A 15,339-nucleotide genomic window follows, 5' to 3' on the forward strand; every position below is an offset into this window, starting at 1 on the left:
TGTCGTCAATGCTCTGCCTTTACGCCATTTAAGAACAAAACGAGAATATACCCTGGCGAAAGGTGTCCGTCAACGCAAGTACACCTGTCGATCGCAACGCCGCCGCCACGGCCCGGCGGCGCTTCCACGTATTCACCCGCCCGTACCAAAGTCCCCCTGCGACCAGCATGGCCGGGACCAACCTGGCACTGGCGGGAGGGGCGGAATTGGAGGCAAGGCATGCCAAGCGGCTTCGGTCGCTTGCGGTGCGGTGCGCGTTCGCTTACCGCACCCTACGGGCTGAGGCATTGTCGCTCCGGACCGGGCAGAGCCGTAGTTTGAAATCACGCGTTTCGCCATTTACGTTGCTTGGCCGTCGCCGAAAGCGGAAGCTGCTTATGTTCATTGAGGGAGAGGCGCGGACATTAGGGCAACGCCCATAATCCGCGCATGTCTACTTATCTGGAGCCTAGAAGCATGCGTCGGAATACGCCTTGGCTCTTCCGACTACGCCAGTTGCGCCGCCGCCGCTAGGCGGAGATGGGCTGCGCTTTCACCGGATCGAGCATCGCAGTAATCGTCTTGAAGACGTCGCTGAGCCGCAGGATACCAACAATATTTTTGTCACGCATGACCAGTAAGGATAGAAAATTGCCGTGAACCATCTGGTGAGCGGCTTGATCCAGCGGCGCATCCTCCTCGATCGTCTCGGCGCTGGTATGGTCACGCAGCAGATCTCTGACACTGATGGTGTGCGACTTCTCTGCCAGATTGGCGAACATTGGATGTGTCCAGGAGAAATATTCGTCGACCATGACCAGGGGGTCGAACGAACGGGAGTAGCGCGGCTCCAACCCGCGCAGAATGTACCATTGCGACAGTTTGCCGACGACGCGGCCGTCCGAAGCCTGCACGAGGACGGCGCGGTCCCTTGGCCGGGACGGATCGGCTAGGGGGCCGACCATCGCCTTCTCCAATGCCTTGGCGGCATCGTACAGCGACGCGGTGTCCGGAACGCGGGTGTACTCTTCGAGCGGGACCATCAGGTCCTTAACGATCCGCATTGAACCTTTCTCCCTTTGTTACTCTCGGCATGACCAGGCTTCGATCCATTGCCGTTTTGGAAAACGTCTTAATCTTGACTTCCAGTGTACTGCGAAACAGTCGCTGCCGCCACCGGCGCCCACCGGCAGGCTTGCGATGGGGGGGGCAGTGCGCTAGTGAAGATCCTCCCTCGCGGAAGGGGCGGGCGGCGGCGCACGATGATGAGCGTCCTGCGATCTTCGTCGCGGTAAATCCAAACGTTTGACCGGCCGGGGCAGCAGCGATGAGCGATGATCAGTTCGATGTGGTGGTGATCGGTGGCGGCCCGGGCGGCTACGTGGCGGCGATCCGGGCGGCGCAGCTCGGCATGCGGGTGGCATGTGTCGAAAAGCGCTCGACCTTGGGTGGCACCTGCCTGAACGTGGGGTGCATCCCCTCGAAGGCGCTGCTGCAGTCCTCCCACCTCTACGAGGAGGCGGCCAAGGAATTCGCCCATCACGGCATCAAGGTCGAGGGCGTCGGCTTCGATCTCGAAGCGATGCTGGCCCGCAAGACCAAGGTGGTGCAGACCCTGACCCAGGGCATTGCCGGCCTGTTCAAGAAGAACAAGGTCGAGCACGTGCTCGGCCACGGCACAATCCTCTCGGCCGAGGAGGTCAGCGTCACGCCCGAGAATGGCGGCGATGCGCGCGTGCTGCGAGCCGAGAACATCGTCATCGCCACCGGCTCCGACGTCGCGCGGCTGCCCGGCATCGAGATCGATGAAAAGCGCATCGTCAGTTCGACCGGTGCGCTGTCGCTCGAACGGGTGCCGCAGCACCTGGTGGTGATCGGCGGCGGGTTCATCGGCATCGAACTCGGCTCGGTATGGCGCCGGCTGGGCGCGCAGGTCACCGTCGTCGAGTTCCTCGATCAGATCATGGCCGGCATGGACGGCGAGGTGGCCAAGTCCATGCTTCGCATCCTGCAGAAACAGGGCATGGCCTTCAAGCTCGCGACCAAAGTGACCGGCGCCAACCTCGGCGAGGCAGGGGTCTCTCTCACCGTCGAGCCGGTCAAGGGCGGCGACGGCGAGACGATCGAAGCGGACGTCGTGCTGGTCTCCGTCGGGCGGCGGCCGAACACTGACGGACTGGGGCTCGCCAACGTTGGTATTACCCCGGATCATCGGGGCTTCATTGCCGTCGACCATGACTTTCAAACCAACGTTTCCGGGATCTTCGCCATTGGCGACGTCATCGGCGGCAAAATGCTGGCGCACAAGGCCGAAGAGGAAGGCGTTGCGGTCATGGAACTGATCGCCGGCGAAAGCGGCCACGTCAATTACGAAGCGATTCCGGGCGTCGTCTATACGTGGCCGGAAGTGGCGGCGGTCGGCCGAACCGAGGAGCAACTCAAGGCCGACGGCATTGCTTATAAGGTCGGCAAGTTTCCCTTCACCGCTAACAGCCGGGCGCGGTGCAATGCCGAGACGGACGGCTTCGTGAAAATCCTCGCCGACGCCGCGACCGATCGCATTCTCGGCGCCCATATCATCGGCCCCGAGGCCGGCGACCTCATCCAGGAACTGGTCGTCGCCATGGAATTCGCCGGCTCGGCGGAAGATGTTGCCCGCTCCAGTCACGGCCATCCGGGGCTTGCCGAGGCGATGAAGGAAGCGGCGCTCGCCGTCGATGGCCGGGCGATCCACATCTGAGCCCCGTCTCTCGCCGATGTCCAAGTCGGGGCAAGACGGTTCGCCCGCGTCGCCACCGGTGAACATGCCCTCGTGCACGGCCGTCTGCTGATCCTATCGCTGTGCGCTGCCGAAGTGCTGACCATGGCCGGAGTGTTCGCCTTTCCGGCGTTGCTTCCGAACTTCGTCGACGAATGGAGACTTTCGAATACCGAGGCCGGTTGGATTTCCGGCCTCTATTTCGCCGCGCATGCGCTCAGCGCGCCGCCGATCGTAGCGCTGACCGATCGCATCGATGCGCGGCGTATCTACGTCGCCGGCGCGCTCCTCGCGGCGCTGGCCGCCGTCGGCTTCTCCCTCTTCGCCGATGGCTTCTGGTCGGCTCTGACCTTCCGGGTTCTCGCCGGAATCGCGCTGGCAGCCACTTACATGCCGGGGTTGCGTCTCCTCGTCGATCGTTATCGCGGCGAGACGCCATCTCGTGCCATATCGTTCTATACGGCGAGCTTCAGTCTCGGTACGGCGTTCTCGTTCTTCCTTACCGGCCAGTTGGCCACGGAATTCGGCTGGCGCGCGGCCTTCGCGGCGACTGCGGCGGCGGCGTTGATCGCCGCCGTTGTGCCACTGGCGCTCGGCCCCGCCTTGCCCGAGCACGCTCCGGTTGACCGCACCGGAGATGGACGCGGCGTGCTTGGCGTCCTCGATATTCGCCCGGTTCTCGCCAACCGTGCCGCGCTGTCCTACATCGTGAGCTACGGTGTTCATTGCTGGGAACTGTTTGCGCTGCGCTCCTGGCTCGTCGCGTTCCTGTCGTTCTGCGTCGGCCTGCAGGCAGGAACGCCCGCCGCATGGATCGCGCCGACGACGGTGGCGACGCTCAGCGGCCTGGTGGCGATGGCCGCCAGCATCGGCGGCAACGAGCTGGCCCTTTCCTTCGGCCGTCGGCGGTTGATCGCCCTCGTCATGGTCGCGTCGGCCGCCGCCGCTGCCGGCATCGGCTTCACGGTGTCCTCGCCCTACGCGCTTGTCGTCGGTCTCGCGCTGGCCTACACGCTCCTCGTTCAGCTTGACTCGGCGGCCCTGACCGCGGGTTCCGTCGAAACGGCGTTGCCGGGTCAGCGGGGGGCGACGCTTGCACTGCATTCGCTGTTCGGCTTCGGCTGCGCCGGAATAGGTCCGGTCGTCTTCGGCCGGGTGCTCGACGCAAGCGGCGGCGGTGGGACCGCTTCGTCCTGGGGGCTGGCTTTTCTGTCCGTGGCCGTCGTAGGGACGCTGGGCCCGTTGGCGCTCTTCCTGTTGCCACTTCGCCTCGCACCGCCCGGCGATAAAAACTGACCTACTTTCGCATCAAAGCGTCGTGAATTTCGTCAGGATACACATACTATTTCAATATAATTAAGAAATTATAAATTTTAATCCCCTGTTAACGACTGTTGCCGTTATATGGCGCAAATAAAACTCTTACCAGGGTGGCAATACGATGAGACTTGCGCTTGCGATTGCTTATATAATGATCGGATTGGTTCAGATGTCGGTAATCATGTCCGGTCTCGAAACCGTGCAGAATCTGCCGATGACGGTGGCCGCACCGGTGGCATTGTTTGTCGCCTATATTCCACTCGCCGGCACGCTCGCCGCCATCGTCAGCGCCGTCGCGGCTTGGAACTGCTCGTGGCTCGTGGCAGGTCTGATCTTTGCGCTGCCGAGTGTGGCGATTGTGGCCATCGGCCACCTCGGTGCCCTGCCGGCGCCGCAGCGCCTGGGTGGTCCGGTCAGCCGCATTCCCGCGGTGGCGATGGTCTGATCCGGCCTGGATTAATTCCTTACTGCTGTCAATGGCCCGCGGGCCGCTTTGCCCGCGGGTGTGCCGCACGATGGACGGCCGTCAGCCGCGCCCGGTCGACGTCGGTGTAGCGCTGCGTCGTCCGCAAGGACGCATGCCCCAGAAGTTCTTGGATCGCACGCAGATCGCCGCCGCCGGTAAGAAGATGGGTCGCGAAGGAATGCCGGAGCGCGTGGGGCGTTGCCGAGTCCGGCAGGCCGAGATGTCCGCGCAGCCGGCGCATTTGCCGTTGCGCGACCGCCGCGTCGAGCCGCCCGCCGCGCACGCCGATGAAGAGCGGCGCTTGCGGCCCGTTATCCCCCGGACAGACGCACAGATACGCCGCAACCGCGTCACGGACCGCAGGGAGCACGGGGACGATCCGTTCCTTGCCACCCTTGCCGACGACGCGCAGCACGTCCCGCCCGATAACCTCGCCCCTGTCAAGCGCCAGCGCTTCTCCGATGCGTAGGCCGCAGCCATAGAGCAGCGTCAGCAAGGCAATATCACGCCGCCCGACCCAGGGTTCGTCCGATACCTCGGCGACGGTGCCGAGCGCATCCAGTGCATCGCGTTCGCTGAGAGGTCGCGGCAGGGAGCGTGGCAGCCGCGGCGTCCGCACGGCATGCACCGCCGGCGCTTGCACGATGCCCCGGCGGTCGAGGAAGCGAAAGAAGCTGCGGATCGTCGCCATTGCCCGCGCCGTCGACGTCCGCGCGTAGCCTTCGGTGCCCCGCGCCGCGAGATAGGCACGGATATCGGCGGGAACCAGGTTGGCAAGTGCCGCGAGATCGGGGGGGCCGCCGAGGTGGCGGGCAAGAAAGCTCATGAACGCCGCCAGGTCGTGCTGATACGCCTCCCGGGTGTTGACCGCGAGCCGACGCTCTGCGGTCAGCCAGTCGCGCCACGCACCGATCGCCCCGGCAACGTCGGTCTTGACGGGCAGGGGCCCGAATGTGGTCAGGCAGGGATGGGCAGAAGACGCACGAGACACGCTTCGAGCACCTTGGCGAGGAAGCGCAGCAACTCTGTTCCTTGTCGCGGATGAAAGGCGCCGTCGTCACGGCAGCCGAAGGCGAGCAGAGCCGGCGGCGCGTCCTCGCTCCAGCGAACGCGAGCCAGAGCCGCCGAGCCGACAAGACCGGCGGCCGCGCCAAAAATCGTCCCGTCGTCCGCCATCTCGCGATAAAGGGCGACGTCGCGACCGGCACCGACGAAGCGGTCGACATCGCCTCCGCGCAGCCGGCCGATGCCGCCGATCATCAATTCCAAACCGGGGGCCGGCTCGACGTTGAGCACGGCGACGTCGACGTCGAGGACGATCGGCAGATCGTCGGTGACCGTCCGGACGAGCGAATCGAGGTCGGGGGCGGCGACGAGCGCAAGCGCGGCAGCGTGGGTTCGTCCCTGGATCGCGAGGTTGGCGCGGCTGGTCTCGATGACCTCGTTGGCGCAGTCACGCAGACCGGCGATCTCGTCGCGTAGGCTCTCGACCATGAAGCGCTGCATGTCGACGACGGTATCGCCGCTCCATCGCGCCGGGGGCACCATCGCCTGCAGCAACCCGGCGCGCTGGGTGAAGAATTCCGGATGCCGTTGCAGATAGGCGATGACCTGTGTGTCCGACAGGCCGTCGTCGTGGCCGGCCTCGTCCTCGGCCAGCGCCGCCTGCGATCGGTTCTCATTGTCCTTGTTCATAAAGACCGTATAGCAGATTACCTCACCTGCGACGAAACGCTAAACGAGCGGCGAGAGCAGTGAGGGTATTTAAACGCGGGCGATGACGGACCGGGCTGCACACGAAGGGATGAGCGGGAGACGGGCGAATGATGGCGCGCGGGCGGCGGTTCTTCTGCCCTTGCCGCTCGCCGGGCCCTACGACTACCGGATTCCGCCCGGTTTGGCGCTTATTCCCGGTGACTTCGTCGAGGTGCCCCTGGGAAGCCGGACGATCTGCGGCGTCGTCTGGGGTGAGGGCGAAGGACGGCTCGACGATACCCGACTCCGGGCGGTGCATCGGCTTTTGCCAACCCCGCGATTAACCAAGGTCACGCGGCGATTCGTCGACTGGGTCGCCGGCTACACCGTGCATTCGCCAGGCGCCGTGCTGCGCATGGTGATGAGTGTGCCGGAAGCGCTGATTCCGCCGCCTCCGGCACAGGCGCTGCGACGACGTGAGCCCTTGCCCGCGATCAGGCGCACGCCGGCACGCGACCGGATACTCGGCGTGCTCGCCGACGGAACGCCGCGCACGCTGGCGGCGCTTGCCCGCGAAGCGGCGTGCGGCGAGGGCGTCGTTCGCGGCCTGCTGGCGGCGGGAGCCCTGGAGATGGTGGACGTTGCCTCCGAAACAGCGGTCGCGCCCGACTGGCGGCGGAGCGGATTGACACTGACCCCGGCGCAGGCGGTTGTCGCCGCTGCCTTGCGAGCCCGAATCGGCAACGGCTTTGCCGTGAGCCTCATCGACGGCGTTCCCGGTTCGGGCAAGACGGAGGTCTACTTCGAAGCCGTCGCCGAGGCCCTCGCCCGTGGCCGGCAGGTGCTCGTCCTGCTGCCGGAGATCGCGCTGGGCGCGCAGTGGCGTCGCCGGTTCAACGAGCGCTTCGGCGCAGCGCCGATCGAATGGCACTCGGACCTCGGGCGTGCGCAGCGGCGTCAGACATGGCGGGGGGTGGCCGACGGCAGCGCACGGGTCGTCGTCGGCGCACGCTCGGCCCTGTTTCTGCCCTTCGCCGATCTCGGCCTGATTGTCGTCGACGAGGAGCACGATGCCTCGTTCAAGCAGGAGGACGGCGTCGCCTATCACGCGCGCGACATGGCCGTCGTCCGCGCCCGCCTGGGTGAAGTGCCGTGCGTCCTGGTTTCGGCGACCCCGTCGCTGGAAACGGTGGTCAACGCGCGGGCCGGCCGCTATGTCGAATTCCCGCTGCCCCAGCGCGCCGGCGGCGCGCCGCCGCCGCCGGTGGGCGTCATCGATCTGCGCCAGGAAGTACCGCCCCGCGGGTGCTTTGTGGCGCCGCCGCTGCGTCGGGCGCTGGCCGAGACCCTGGCCGCCGGCCGGCAGTCGCTGCTTTTCCTCAATCGTCGCGGATACGCACCGCTGACCCTCTGCCGCGCCTGCGGTCACCGGATGCGCTGCCCGTCGTGCACCGCCTGGCTGGTCGAGCACCGGCTGAGCGGGCGCTTGCAATGCCACCACTGCGGCTACGCGGTGCCGTACCCGCCAGCGTGTCCCGCCTGTGGCAAGGTGGATAGTCTTTCCGCCTGCGGCCCCGGTGTCGAGCGACTGGCCCACGAGGTAGCGGCATTTCTGCCCCAGGCGCGCACCGTCCTTGCCACCTCCGATACCCTGTCAGGGCCGGCGGCCGCGGCCGGCTTGGTGGCCGGGATCGAGGCCCATGCTGTCGACCTGATCATCGGCACGCAATTGATCGCCAAGGGATATCACTTTCCGCTGCTGACACTGGTGGGCTGCGTCGATGCCGACCTCGGCCTCAGCGGCGGCGATCTCCGCGCCGCGGAGCGCACGTTTCAGATCCTTTATCAGGTGGCGGGGCGGACGGGGCGCGTCGGCGACGGTCGTGTGCTGCTGCAGACCACCTGGCCGCAACATCCGGTGATCGCAGCACTCGCGTCAGGTGATCGCGCGCGTTTTCTCGCCGCCGAGGAGGCGGAGCGGCGCGCAACCGGCATGCCGCCCTTCGGCCGCCTCGCCGCGCTGATCGTCTCCGGCCGTAACGAGCAGTCAGTCACCGATGCTGCACGCGCGTTTGCCCGTTCGGCACCGCTTGTCGAAGGTGTGCGGGTACTGGGGCCCGCACCCGCGCCCCTGGCGCTTCTGCGCGGCCGTCACCGGCACAGATTGCTCGTCCAAGCGCCGCGGGTGTTCGCTCTGTCGGCGTTCATCAAAAATTGGCAGGCGGCGACGCCGGTCGCGGCAAACGTTCGCGTGCAGGTCGATATCGACCCTCAGAGCTTTCTCTGAGCCAGAGGCGGCCCCCCAATGTCCGCTCTGGCAATAAGTGACGGAACTTCGGCGATTTTCCGTCAACGCAGATGCGGCGGAGCCGTGTTGCATGGCGAAAACGAGTATGTTACAGAAGGGCGCCGCGCGGGCGGAGTAACCATTCTATTCGTTGTCGCAAGAGTGACCCCGCAACCCGCGCGATCTGGGTGATCTGGGGCCGATCCGTCGCAACAGGCCCGACAACCAACAACAAAGAGGGCGCTCTCCGGTGACATCCGCAACCCAAGGCTCCACCGGCCTCGCCGAACGCTATGCCACCGCGTTGTTCGAACTCGCCGAAGCCGACAAAGCGCTCGACGAGGTCGCCGCGGAGCTAAAGCAGCTTCAAGAACTGATCCAGGCCTCGGGCGACCTGCAGCGGCTAATCCGCTCGCCGGTCATCTCGCGCGCAGACCAGTGCCGAGCCATCGAGGCGATCTTGAAGCACCTCGGCGTCCGGGATCTCACACGCCGTTTCGTGGGTCTCGTTGCTCACAACCGACGGCTGTTCGCGCTGCCGATTATCATCGATGCGTTCTCGCGGCGTCTCGCCCGCGATCGCGGAGAGACGACGGCCGAAGTGACGTCGGCCAAGCCACTGACGAGCGATCAATTGGCATCGATCGCTGCCGCGCTCAAGCAGGTGGACGGCACGCAGGTATCTTTGACGACACGCACCGATCCGGAGCTTCTCGGCGGCCTCGTCGTCAAGATCGGCTCGCGTATGATCGACAGCTCGCTAAGAACAAAATTGCTCCGGTTGAGCTTTGCAATTAAGGGGATCGGGTGATGGAAATCCGGGCAGCGGAAATATCCGCCATTCTGAAGCAACAGATTGCGACGTTCGGCACCGAGGCCGAAGTCGCCGAGGTAGGAACAGTACTAACCGTCGGTGACGGCATCGCCCGGGTCTACGGCCTCGACAAGGTGCAGGCCGGCGAGATGGTCGAGTTTCCTGATGGCACCAAGGGGATGGCGCTGAACCTCGAGGAGGACAACGTCGGCGTCGTGCTGTTCGGCGACGACCGGGCGATCCGCGAGGGCGATACCGTCAAGCGGACCGGCGACATCGTCGACGTGCCCGTTGGCAAGGGCCTGCTCGGCCGCGTGATCAACGCGGTGGGCGAGCCGATCGACGGCAAGGGGCCGATCGACAGCAGCGAGCGTCGCGTCGTCGACGTCAAGGCGCCGGGCATCATTCCGCGTCGCTCGGTGCACGAGCCGATGCAGACCGGCATCAAGGCGATCGACAGCCTCATTCCGGTCGGTCGCGGGCAGCGCGAACTGATCATCGGCGACCGCCAGACCGGCAAGACCGCGATCATCCTCGATACCATCCTCAACCAGAAGCGTATCAACGCCAACGCAACCAACGAGCACGAGAAGCTCTATTGCATTTATGTCGCCGTTGGACAGAAGCGCTCCTCCGTTGCCCAGATCGTCAAGACACTGCAGGATAACGACGCGCTCGAATACAGCTGCGTCATCGCCGCGACCGCGTCGGAAGCCGCGCCCCTGCAGTATCTCGCGCCCTATACGGGTTGCACCGTCGGCGAATACTTCCGCGATAACGGCATGCACGCGGTCATTTTCTACGACGACCTTTCCAAGCAGGCGGTGGCGTATCGCCAGATGTCACTGCTGCTCCGTCGTCCGCCGGGACGCGAAGCCTATCCGGGTGACGTCTTCTACCTACACTCACGCCTGCTCGAGCGTGCGGCCAAGCTGAACAAGGACCACGGGCTGGGCTCGCTGACGGCCCTGCCGGTGATCGAAACCCAGGCCGGCGACGTTTCCGCCTACATCCCGACCAACGTCATCTCGATTACCGACGGTCAGATCTTCCTCGAGACCGAGCTGTTCTATAAGGGCATCCGTCCGGCGGTGAACGTTGGACTGTCGGTCAGCCGCGTCGGCTCGTCGGCGCAGATCAAGGCGATGAAGAAGGTCGCCGGCACGATCAAACTGGAGTTGGCGCAGTACCGGGAGATGGCGTCGTTCGCCCAGTTCGCCTCGGACCTCGATGCGTCGACCCAAAAGCTGCTGGCTCGCGGTTCCCGTTTGACCCAGCTTTTGAAGCAGCCGCAGTTCAAGCCGGTTCCGGTCGAAGAGCAGGTGGTCGCGATCTTTGCCGGTACGCGCGGCTATCTAGACACCGTGCCGATCGAAGACGTGAACCGTTTCGAGGCGGCGATGCTCGACAGCATCCGGGCCAATGGCGCCGATATTCTTGAGGCGATCCGGACCCAGAAGGATCTCACACCGGAAATCGAGGGAAACCTTAAGTCCTTCCTCGACCGCTTCGGCAAGTCCTTCTCCTAAGGGCTCGGCAACGACAGTTCTCGCCAACGGGATACCTGCCTCATGGCAAGCCTTAAAGACCTGCGCGTGCGGATCACCAGCGTCAAGTCGACGCAGAAGATCACGTCCGCCATGAAAATGGTCGCGGCTGCGAAACTCAAGCGCGCGCAGAGCGCAGCCGAACTCGGCCGACCCTACTCGCAGACGATGGAACGGATGCTCTCCGGTCTGATCGCCAGCATGCCCACTCTTGATACGGCGCCCAAGCTTCTGTCCGGCAGCGGCACGACCAACAAGCACCTGCTGGTCGCCGTCACCAGCGACCGCGGGCTGGCCGGCGGCTTCAACGGCAATATCGCCCGCGAGGTTCGCCGTCACGTCGCCGCCCTTCAGCGCGAGGGCAAGGAGGTCAAGCTCCTGTTGATCGGCCGCAAGGGTCGCGACGCTTTGCGGCGCGATCATGCCAAGCTGATCCTCGATACGATGGAAAACGTCACGCGCAACGGGGCCCAGTTCGCCCCCGCGCGCGAGATTTCCCGCCGCTTGCGCACAATGTTCGACGCGGGCGAGTTCGACGTGTGTACCCTCGTCTTCAACACCTTCAAGTCGGCCATTTCTCAGATCGTCACCGCCAAGCAGATCATTCCGTTCCCCATCGCCGCGATCACAAGCGGCGCCGAGACGCATAAGACGCCGCAAGGCGGGGTGTACGAGATGGAGCCGGAAGAGGACGAACTGCTCGAGGCGCTGCTGCCGAAATACCTGTCGATGGAGATCTTCCGGGCCTTGCTTGAGAGCTATGCCTCTGAGCAAGGTGCCCGCATGACCGCCATGGACAATGCGACGCGCAACGCGGGCGATATGATCGCGGGGCTCACCCTCACTTATAACCGCAGCCGCCAGGCCGCCATTACCAAGGAACTGATCGAAATCATTTCCGGCGCCGAGGCGGTATAACGCGACGGGCGACCGAATCGGGATCTGAAGGAGCATTCGTAATGAACAGCAATAATGCCGTGGGGACCATTACCCAGGTCTTGGGTGCGGTCGTCGACGTCCGCTTCGACGAGAGCGAGTTACCGCACATTCTCAACGCCCTGAACGTCGATGTTCAAGGGCGCAGGCTTGTCCTCGAGGTCGCGCAGGAGCTGGGTGAAGGTGTGGTCCGGACGGTGGCGATGGACACCACGGACGGCCTTGTCCGCGGCCAGAAGGTCGAGGACACCGGGGCACCGATTTCCATCCCCGTGGGCCCGGAGACGCTCGGCCGCATCATGAACGTCATCGGCGATCCGGTCGATGAGCGCGGCCCGATCACCACCGCGACCAAGTATCCGATTCACCGTCCGGCACCGAGCTTCCTTGATCAGTCGACGGAATCGGAAATCCTTGTCACCGGCATCAAGGTCATCGACCTGATCGAGCCGTATGCCAAGGGCGGTAAGGTCGGCCTGTTCGGCGGCGCCGGTGTCGGCAAGACCGTCATCATCATGGAACTGATCAACAACATCGCCAAGGCGCACGGCGGTTATTCCGTGTTTGCCGGCGTCGGCGAGCGCACCCGCGAGGGTAACGACCTCTATCACGAGATGATGGAGTCGGGCGTTATCCAGGTTGACGGCAAAGGTTCCAAGGCCGCCCTGGTGTACGGCCAGATGAACGAGCCGCCGGGAGCCCGCGCGCGCGTCGGCCTTACCGGCCTGACCGTCGCCGAATACTTCCGCGACGAGGAAGGCCAGGACGTGCTGTTCTTCGTCGACAACATCTTCCGCTTCACCCAGGCGGGCTCGGAAGTTTCGGCGCTGCTCGGCCGTATCCCCTCGGCGGTGGGTTATCAGCCGACGCTGGCGACCGACATGGGCGCGCTGCAAGAGCGCATCACCTCGACCAAGAAGGGCTCGATCACCTCGGTGCAGGCCATTTACGTGCCGGCCGACGACTTGACCGACCCGGCGCCGGCAACCTCGTTCGCCCACCTCGATGCGACAACGGTGCTGTCGCGCTCGATCGCTGAGCTCGGCATCTATCCGGCGGTGGACCCGCTCGATTCGACCTCGCGCGTGCTCGATCCCCGCGTCGTCGGTCAGGAGCACTATCAGGTCGCCCGTGACGTGCAGCGCATCCTGCAGACCTATAAGTCGCTGCAGGACATCATCGCCATCCTCGGCATGGATGAACTGTCGGAAGAAGACAAGCTGACGGTCGCCCGCGCCCGTAAGATCCAGCGGTTCATGTCGCAGCCGTTCCACGTCGCCGAAGTGTTCACCGGCACGCCGGGCGTGTTCGTTTCTCTCGAAGATACGATCAAGGGGTTCAAGGGGATCGTTTCCGGCGAGTATGACCACCTGCCGGAAGCCGCCTTCTACATGATCGGGACGATCGACCAGGCGGTGGATAAAGCCAAGAAGATGGCCGAAGACGCCTAATCGTGATCGTGCCAACGAGACGCGTCACTGAAGGACAGCCGGAAGAAAAGCGGGACCCATGGCCGATACGTTTGAGTTCGAGATCGTCACTCCGGCGAAGCCGATGCTTTCGGTGAAAGCGGAGCTCGTCATCATTCCGGGGGCAGCCGGCAACTTCGGCGTGATGCCGGGGCACGCGGCATTGCTCTCGACGCTTCGTGCGGGAACGATCGAAATCCGCGATAAGTCGCTGAAGATACTCGATCAGATCTTCGTCGAAGGCGGTTTCGCCGAAGTGACGCCGGAGCGCTGCAGTATCCTTGCCGAAGAAGCACTACCGGTGAAGACGATCAGCCGCGAGGACGCGGAAACCCGACTGAAGCGCGCCCACGACGCATTGATGCTCGCGGATACGCTCGGCGTTCGCACGACAGCCGAGCGCGACGTTCGCGCCGCCGAGGCAATGGTTGAGGCGATCGAACAGTACGAGCAGATGGTCCTCCGCTCCCATTGATTGAAGCGCGGCTGTCACCTCGGACCAGAGATGACAGCCGTGAGGCTTCGCCCAGCTCAGGGGCAGGGGGTGCGCATTGCCGGCCAATCCACCGGCGGTGATGATGTGCCGTTATACGTAACGCGGGCTGGCGTGAACGCAGAGATCAGCGTCAGCGAGGCGATTGCTCTCCAACGCCAAGTGGCGGGCGCGGTAGAACGGAGCGATCGCTTCGGACCGCTGCGAACCATTGCCGGTGTCGACGTCGCCTACAGCCGGCGAGGTCGGCAGGCTCGCGCGCGTGCCTCTGCGGTTCTGCTCGACGCTGCCAGTCTCGCGGTGCTCGATCAGGCGGCGGTGGAGCGCGAGGTTGAATTTCCCTATGTTCCGGGTCTTTTGAGTTTCCGTGAAGCTCCGGCGGCGATCGCGGCGCTGGACGCGCTGCGTTATCGTCCGGACGTGCTGATGTGCGACGGGCAGGGGATTGCCCATCCGCGGCGCTGCGGGATCGCCAGCCACCTTGGCGTCGTGCTCGATCTGCCGACGATCGGCGTGGCGAAGTCCCGCCTGATCGGCAGCGCTGATGAACCGTCGGCGACTCGCGGTGCGGTCACGTCGTTGCGCGACGGTGACGAGGAGATCGGCCTCTGCCTTCGCACCCGCAGTGGGGTCCGTCCGGTATTCGTATCCACCGGTCACCGGGTTAGCCTCGAATCAGCGTTGCGCATTGTGCTGCAATGCAGCACGAAATGGCGTTTGCCCGAGCCGACCAGGCTGGCAGACCGCATCTCAAAATTGTGGGCATAGCGGATAACAACGCGCTAAAGCTGCATAGTTTTCCAAATGTTCCGGCGTTATTGCCTCTAATGGGGAAGCAATTTTAAAGTTTTTTCAATCTGTCTCTTGTAATGTTGCTCTGCAACATACATTAGAGACCGATGATGAACAGCATCCGATCACTCCGCTCTCATGAGGTGCCGAACTATGAAGCGCACCTCCTTCGCCTCGATGCCGGAGACCGGCATTTGCGATTCGGCTTCCACACCGACGACGTCAGCATTCACAAGTACATCGGACGCATCGAGACCAAGCGCGATCGCATTCTGGCGAAAGTCGCCGATGACGGAGCTGTGGTCGGCGCCGTTCACATTGCTGCCGGTACGGAACGCTCCGTCGAATTCGCGTTCAGCGTGGATCGTGCGTGGCGTGGGCACAGGCTCGGCAGCCTGTTGTTCGAGCAGGCGATCGTCTGGGCGCGAAACCGCGGGTTTCGCAAATTTTATATCTTCTTTCTCGCTGAGAACGCGCCGATGGCACACCTGACGCGCAAGGCGGAGATGAGCCTGCATTGCGATGCCGGCGAATTCGAAGCGGTTGCCGATCTCGCGCCGGCAACGCCATTGACGTTCTTTCGCGAAATATCGGCCGAGCACTATGCCGCCTACGAGGATTCTCTGCGTCGCGGAAGACAGGCCTGGGCTCCCATGCTTGCGACCGTGCTGCCAGGGATCGCAAGCGTGGCGATCACCGATCAAACCCGTGCTGCTGCGTAATGCCGATACTGATAACGTCGGTGAATTCACTTGCAGGAAGGTTCCGGCCGGCTTTTAGCTA

Annotated in this window: 14 protein-coding genes; 11 read left to right on the top strand and 3 right to left on the bottom strand. The window is 64.2% G+C overall.

Translation table 11 applies throughout. The features are described from left to right. Positions 1-509: 509 nt before the first annotated feature. On the bottom strand, positions 510-1,022 hold the full coding sequence (locus IPK66_09420) for a CBS domain-containing protein (GenBank protein ID MBK8175454.1): 513 nt from the start codon (positions 1,020-1,022) through the stop codon (positions 510-512). A 284-nt stretch (positions 1,023-1,306) separates the two neighbouring features. Here IPK66_09420 and IPK66_09425 point away from each other — a divergent pair, with 284 nt between their 5' ends. From IPK66_09425 to IPK66_09435, 3 genes are all read left to right on the top strand, one after another. Beyond that, positions 1,307-2,719, top strand: a complete 1,413-nt coding sequence (locus tag IPK66_09425) for a dihydrolipoyl dehydrogenase (GenBank protein ID MBK8175455.1) — start codon at positions 1,307-1,309, stop codon at positions 2,717-2,719. A 123-nt stretch (positions 2,720-2,842) separates the two neighbouring features. After that, the gene (locus tag IPK66_09430) at positions 2,843-4,033 is read left to right on the top strand and encodes an MFS transporter (protein ID MBK8175456.1); all 1,191 of its coding nucleotides are present in this window, start codon (positions 2,843-2,845) and stop codon (positions 4,031-4,033) included. A gap of 193 nt (positions 4,034-4,226) precedes the next feature. After that, the gene (locus tag IPK66_09435; protein ID MBK8175457.1) at positions 4,227-4,502 is read left to right on the top strand and encodes a hypothetical protein; all 276 of its coding nucleotides are present in this window, start codon (positions 4,227-4,229) and stop codon (positions 4,500-4,502) included. Positions 4,503-4,530: 28 nt separating this feature from the next. On the opposite strand, the gene IPK66_09440 is transcribed toward IPK66_09435, so the two are convergent. Both IPK66_09440 and IPK66_09445 read right to left on the bottom strand, forming a co-directional pair. Then, the gene (locus tag IPK66_09440) at positions 4,531-5,484 is read right to left on the bottom strand and encodes a tyrosine recombinase XerC (protein MBK8175458.1); all 954 of its coding nucleotides are present in this window, start codon (positions 5,482-5,484) and stop codon (positions 4,531-4,533) included. Continuing rightward, positions 5,481-6,218 (bottom strand): DUF484 family protein, encoded by a 738-nt coding sequence (locus IPK66_09445; GenBank protein MBK8175459.1) that lies wholly within the window; start codon positions 6,216-6,218, stop codon positions 5,481-5,483. Before IPK66_09445 ends, IPK66_09440 begins: the two co-directional genes overlap by 4 nt. A 109-nt stretch (positions 6,219-6,327) precedes the next feature. On the opposite strand from IPK66_09445, the gene IPK66_09450 reads away from it, so the two are divergent. The 8 genes from IPK66_09450 to IPK66_09485 all read left to right on the top strand — a co-directional run bounded on the left by IPK66_09450 (position 6,328) and on the right by IPK66_09485 (position 15,278). Then, entirely contained in the window at positions 6,328-8,505 is a 2,178-nt protein-coding gene (locus IPK66_09450; protein MBK8175460.1) for a primosomal protein N', read from the top strand. A 250-nt stretch (positions 8,506-8,755) separates the two neighbouring features. After that, positions 8,756-9,316, top strand: coding sequence for a F0F1 ATP synthase subunit delta (locus IPK66_09455; protein ID MBK8175461.1), 561 nt, complete (start codon positions 8,756-8,758; stop codon positions 9,314-9,316). Continuing rightward, complete coding sequence (locus IPK66_09460) at positions 9,316-10,848, top strand: F0F1 ATP synthase subunit alpha (protein MBK8175462.1); 1,533 nt, start codon at positions 9,316-9,318, stop codon at positions 10,846-10,848. Before IPK66_09455 ends, IPK66_09460 begins: the two co-directional genes overlap by 1 nt. Before the next feature lie 42 nt (positions 10,849-10,890). Next, entirely contained in the window at positions 10,891-11,784 is an 894-nt protein-coding gene (locus tag IPK66_09465) for a F0F1 ATP synthase subunit gamma (GenBank protein ID MBK8175463.1), read from the top strand. Positions 11,785-11,825: 41 nt separating this feature from the next. Then, complete coding sequence (atpD, locus tag IPK66_09470) at positions 11,826-13,253, top strand: F0F1 ATP synthase subunit beta (GenBank protein ID MBK8175464.1); 1,428 nt, start codon at positions 11,826-11,828, stop codon at positions 13,251-13,253. Between the two features lie 58 nt (positions 13,254-13,311). Continuing rightward, positions 13,312-13,746, top strand: coding sequence for an ATP synthase F1 subunit epsilon (gene atpC / locus IPK66_09475; protein ID MBK8175465.1), 435 nt, complete (start codon positions 13,312-13,314; stop codon positions 13,744-13,746). 30 nt (positions 13,747-13,776) lie between these two features. Beyond that, complete coding sequence (nfi, locus tag IPK66_09480) at positions 13,777-14,532, top strand: deoxyribonuclease V (protein MBK8175466.1); 756 nt, start codon at positions 13,777-13,779, stop codon at positions 14,530-14,532. 134 nt (positions 14,533-14,666) lie between these two features. Then, on the top strand, positions 14,667-15,278 hold the full coding sequence (locus IPK66_09485; protein ID MBK8175467.1) for a GNAT family N-acetyltransferase: 612 nt from the start codon (positions 14,667-14,669) through the stop codon (positions 15,276-15,278). Positions 15,279-15,339: the final 61 nt, after the last annotated feature.

Source organism: Rhodospirillales bacterium (genome assembly GCA_016712595.1).
In the GTDB taxonomy this organism is placed as follows: Bacteria; Pseudomonadota; Alphaproteobacteria; order Rhodospirillales; family Defluviicoccaceae; genus Defluviicoccus.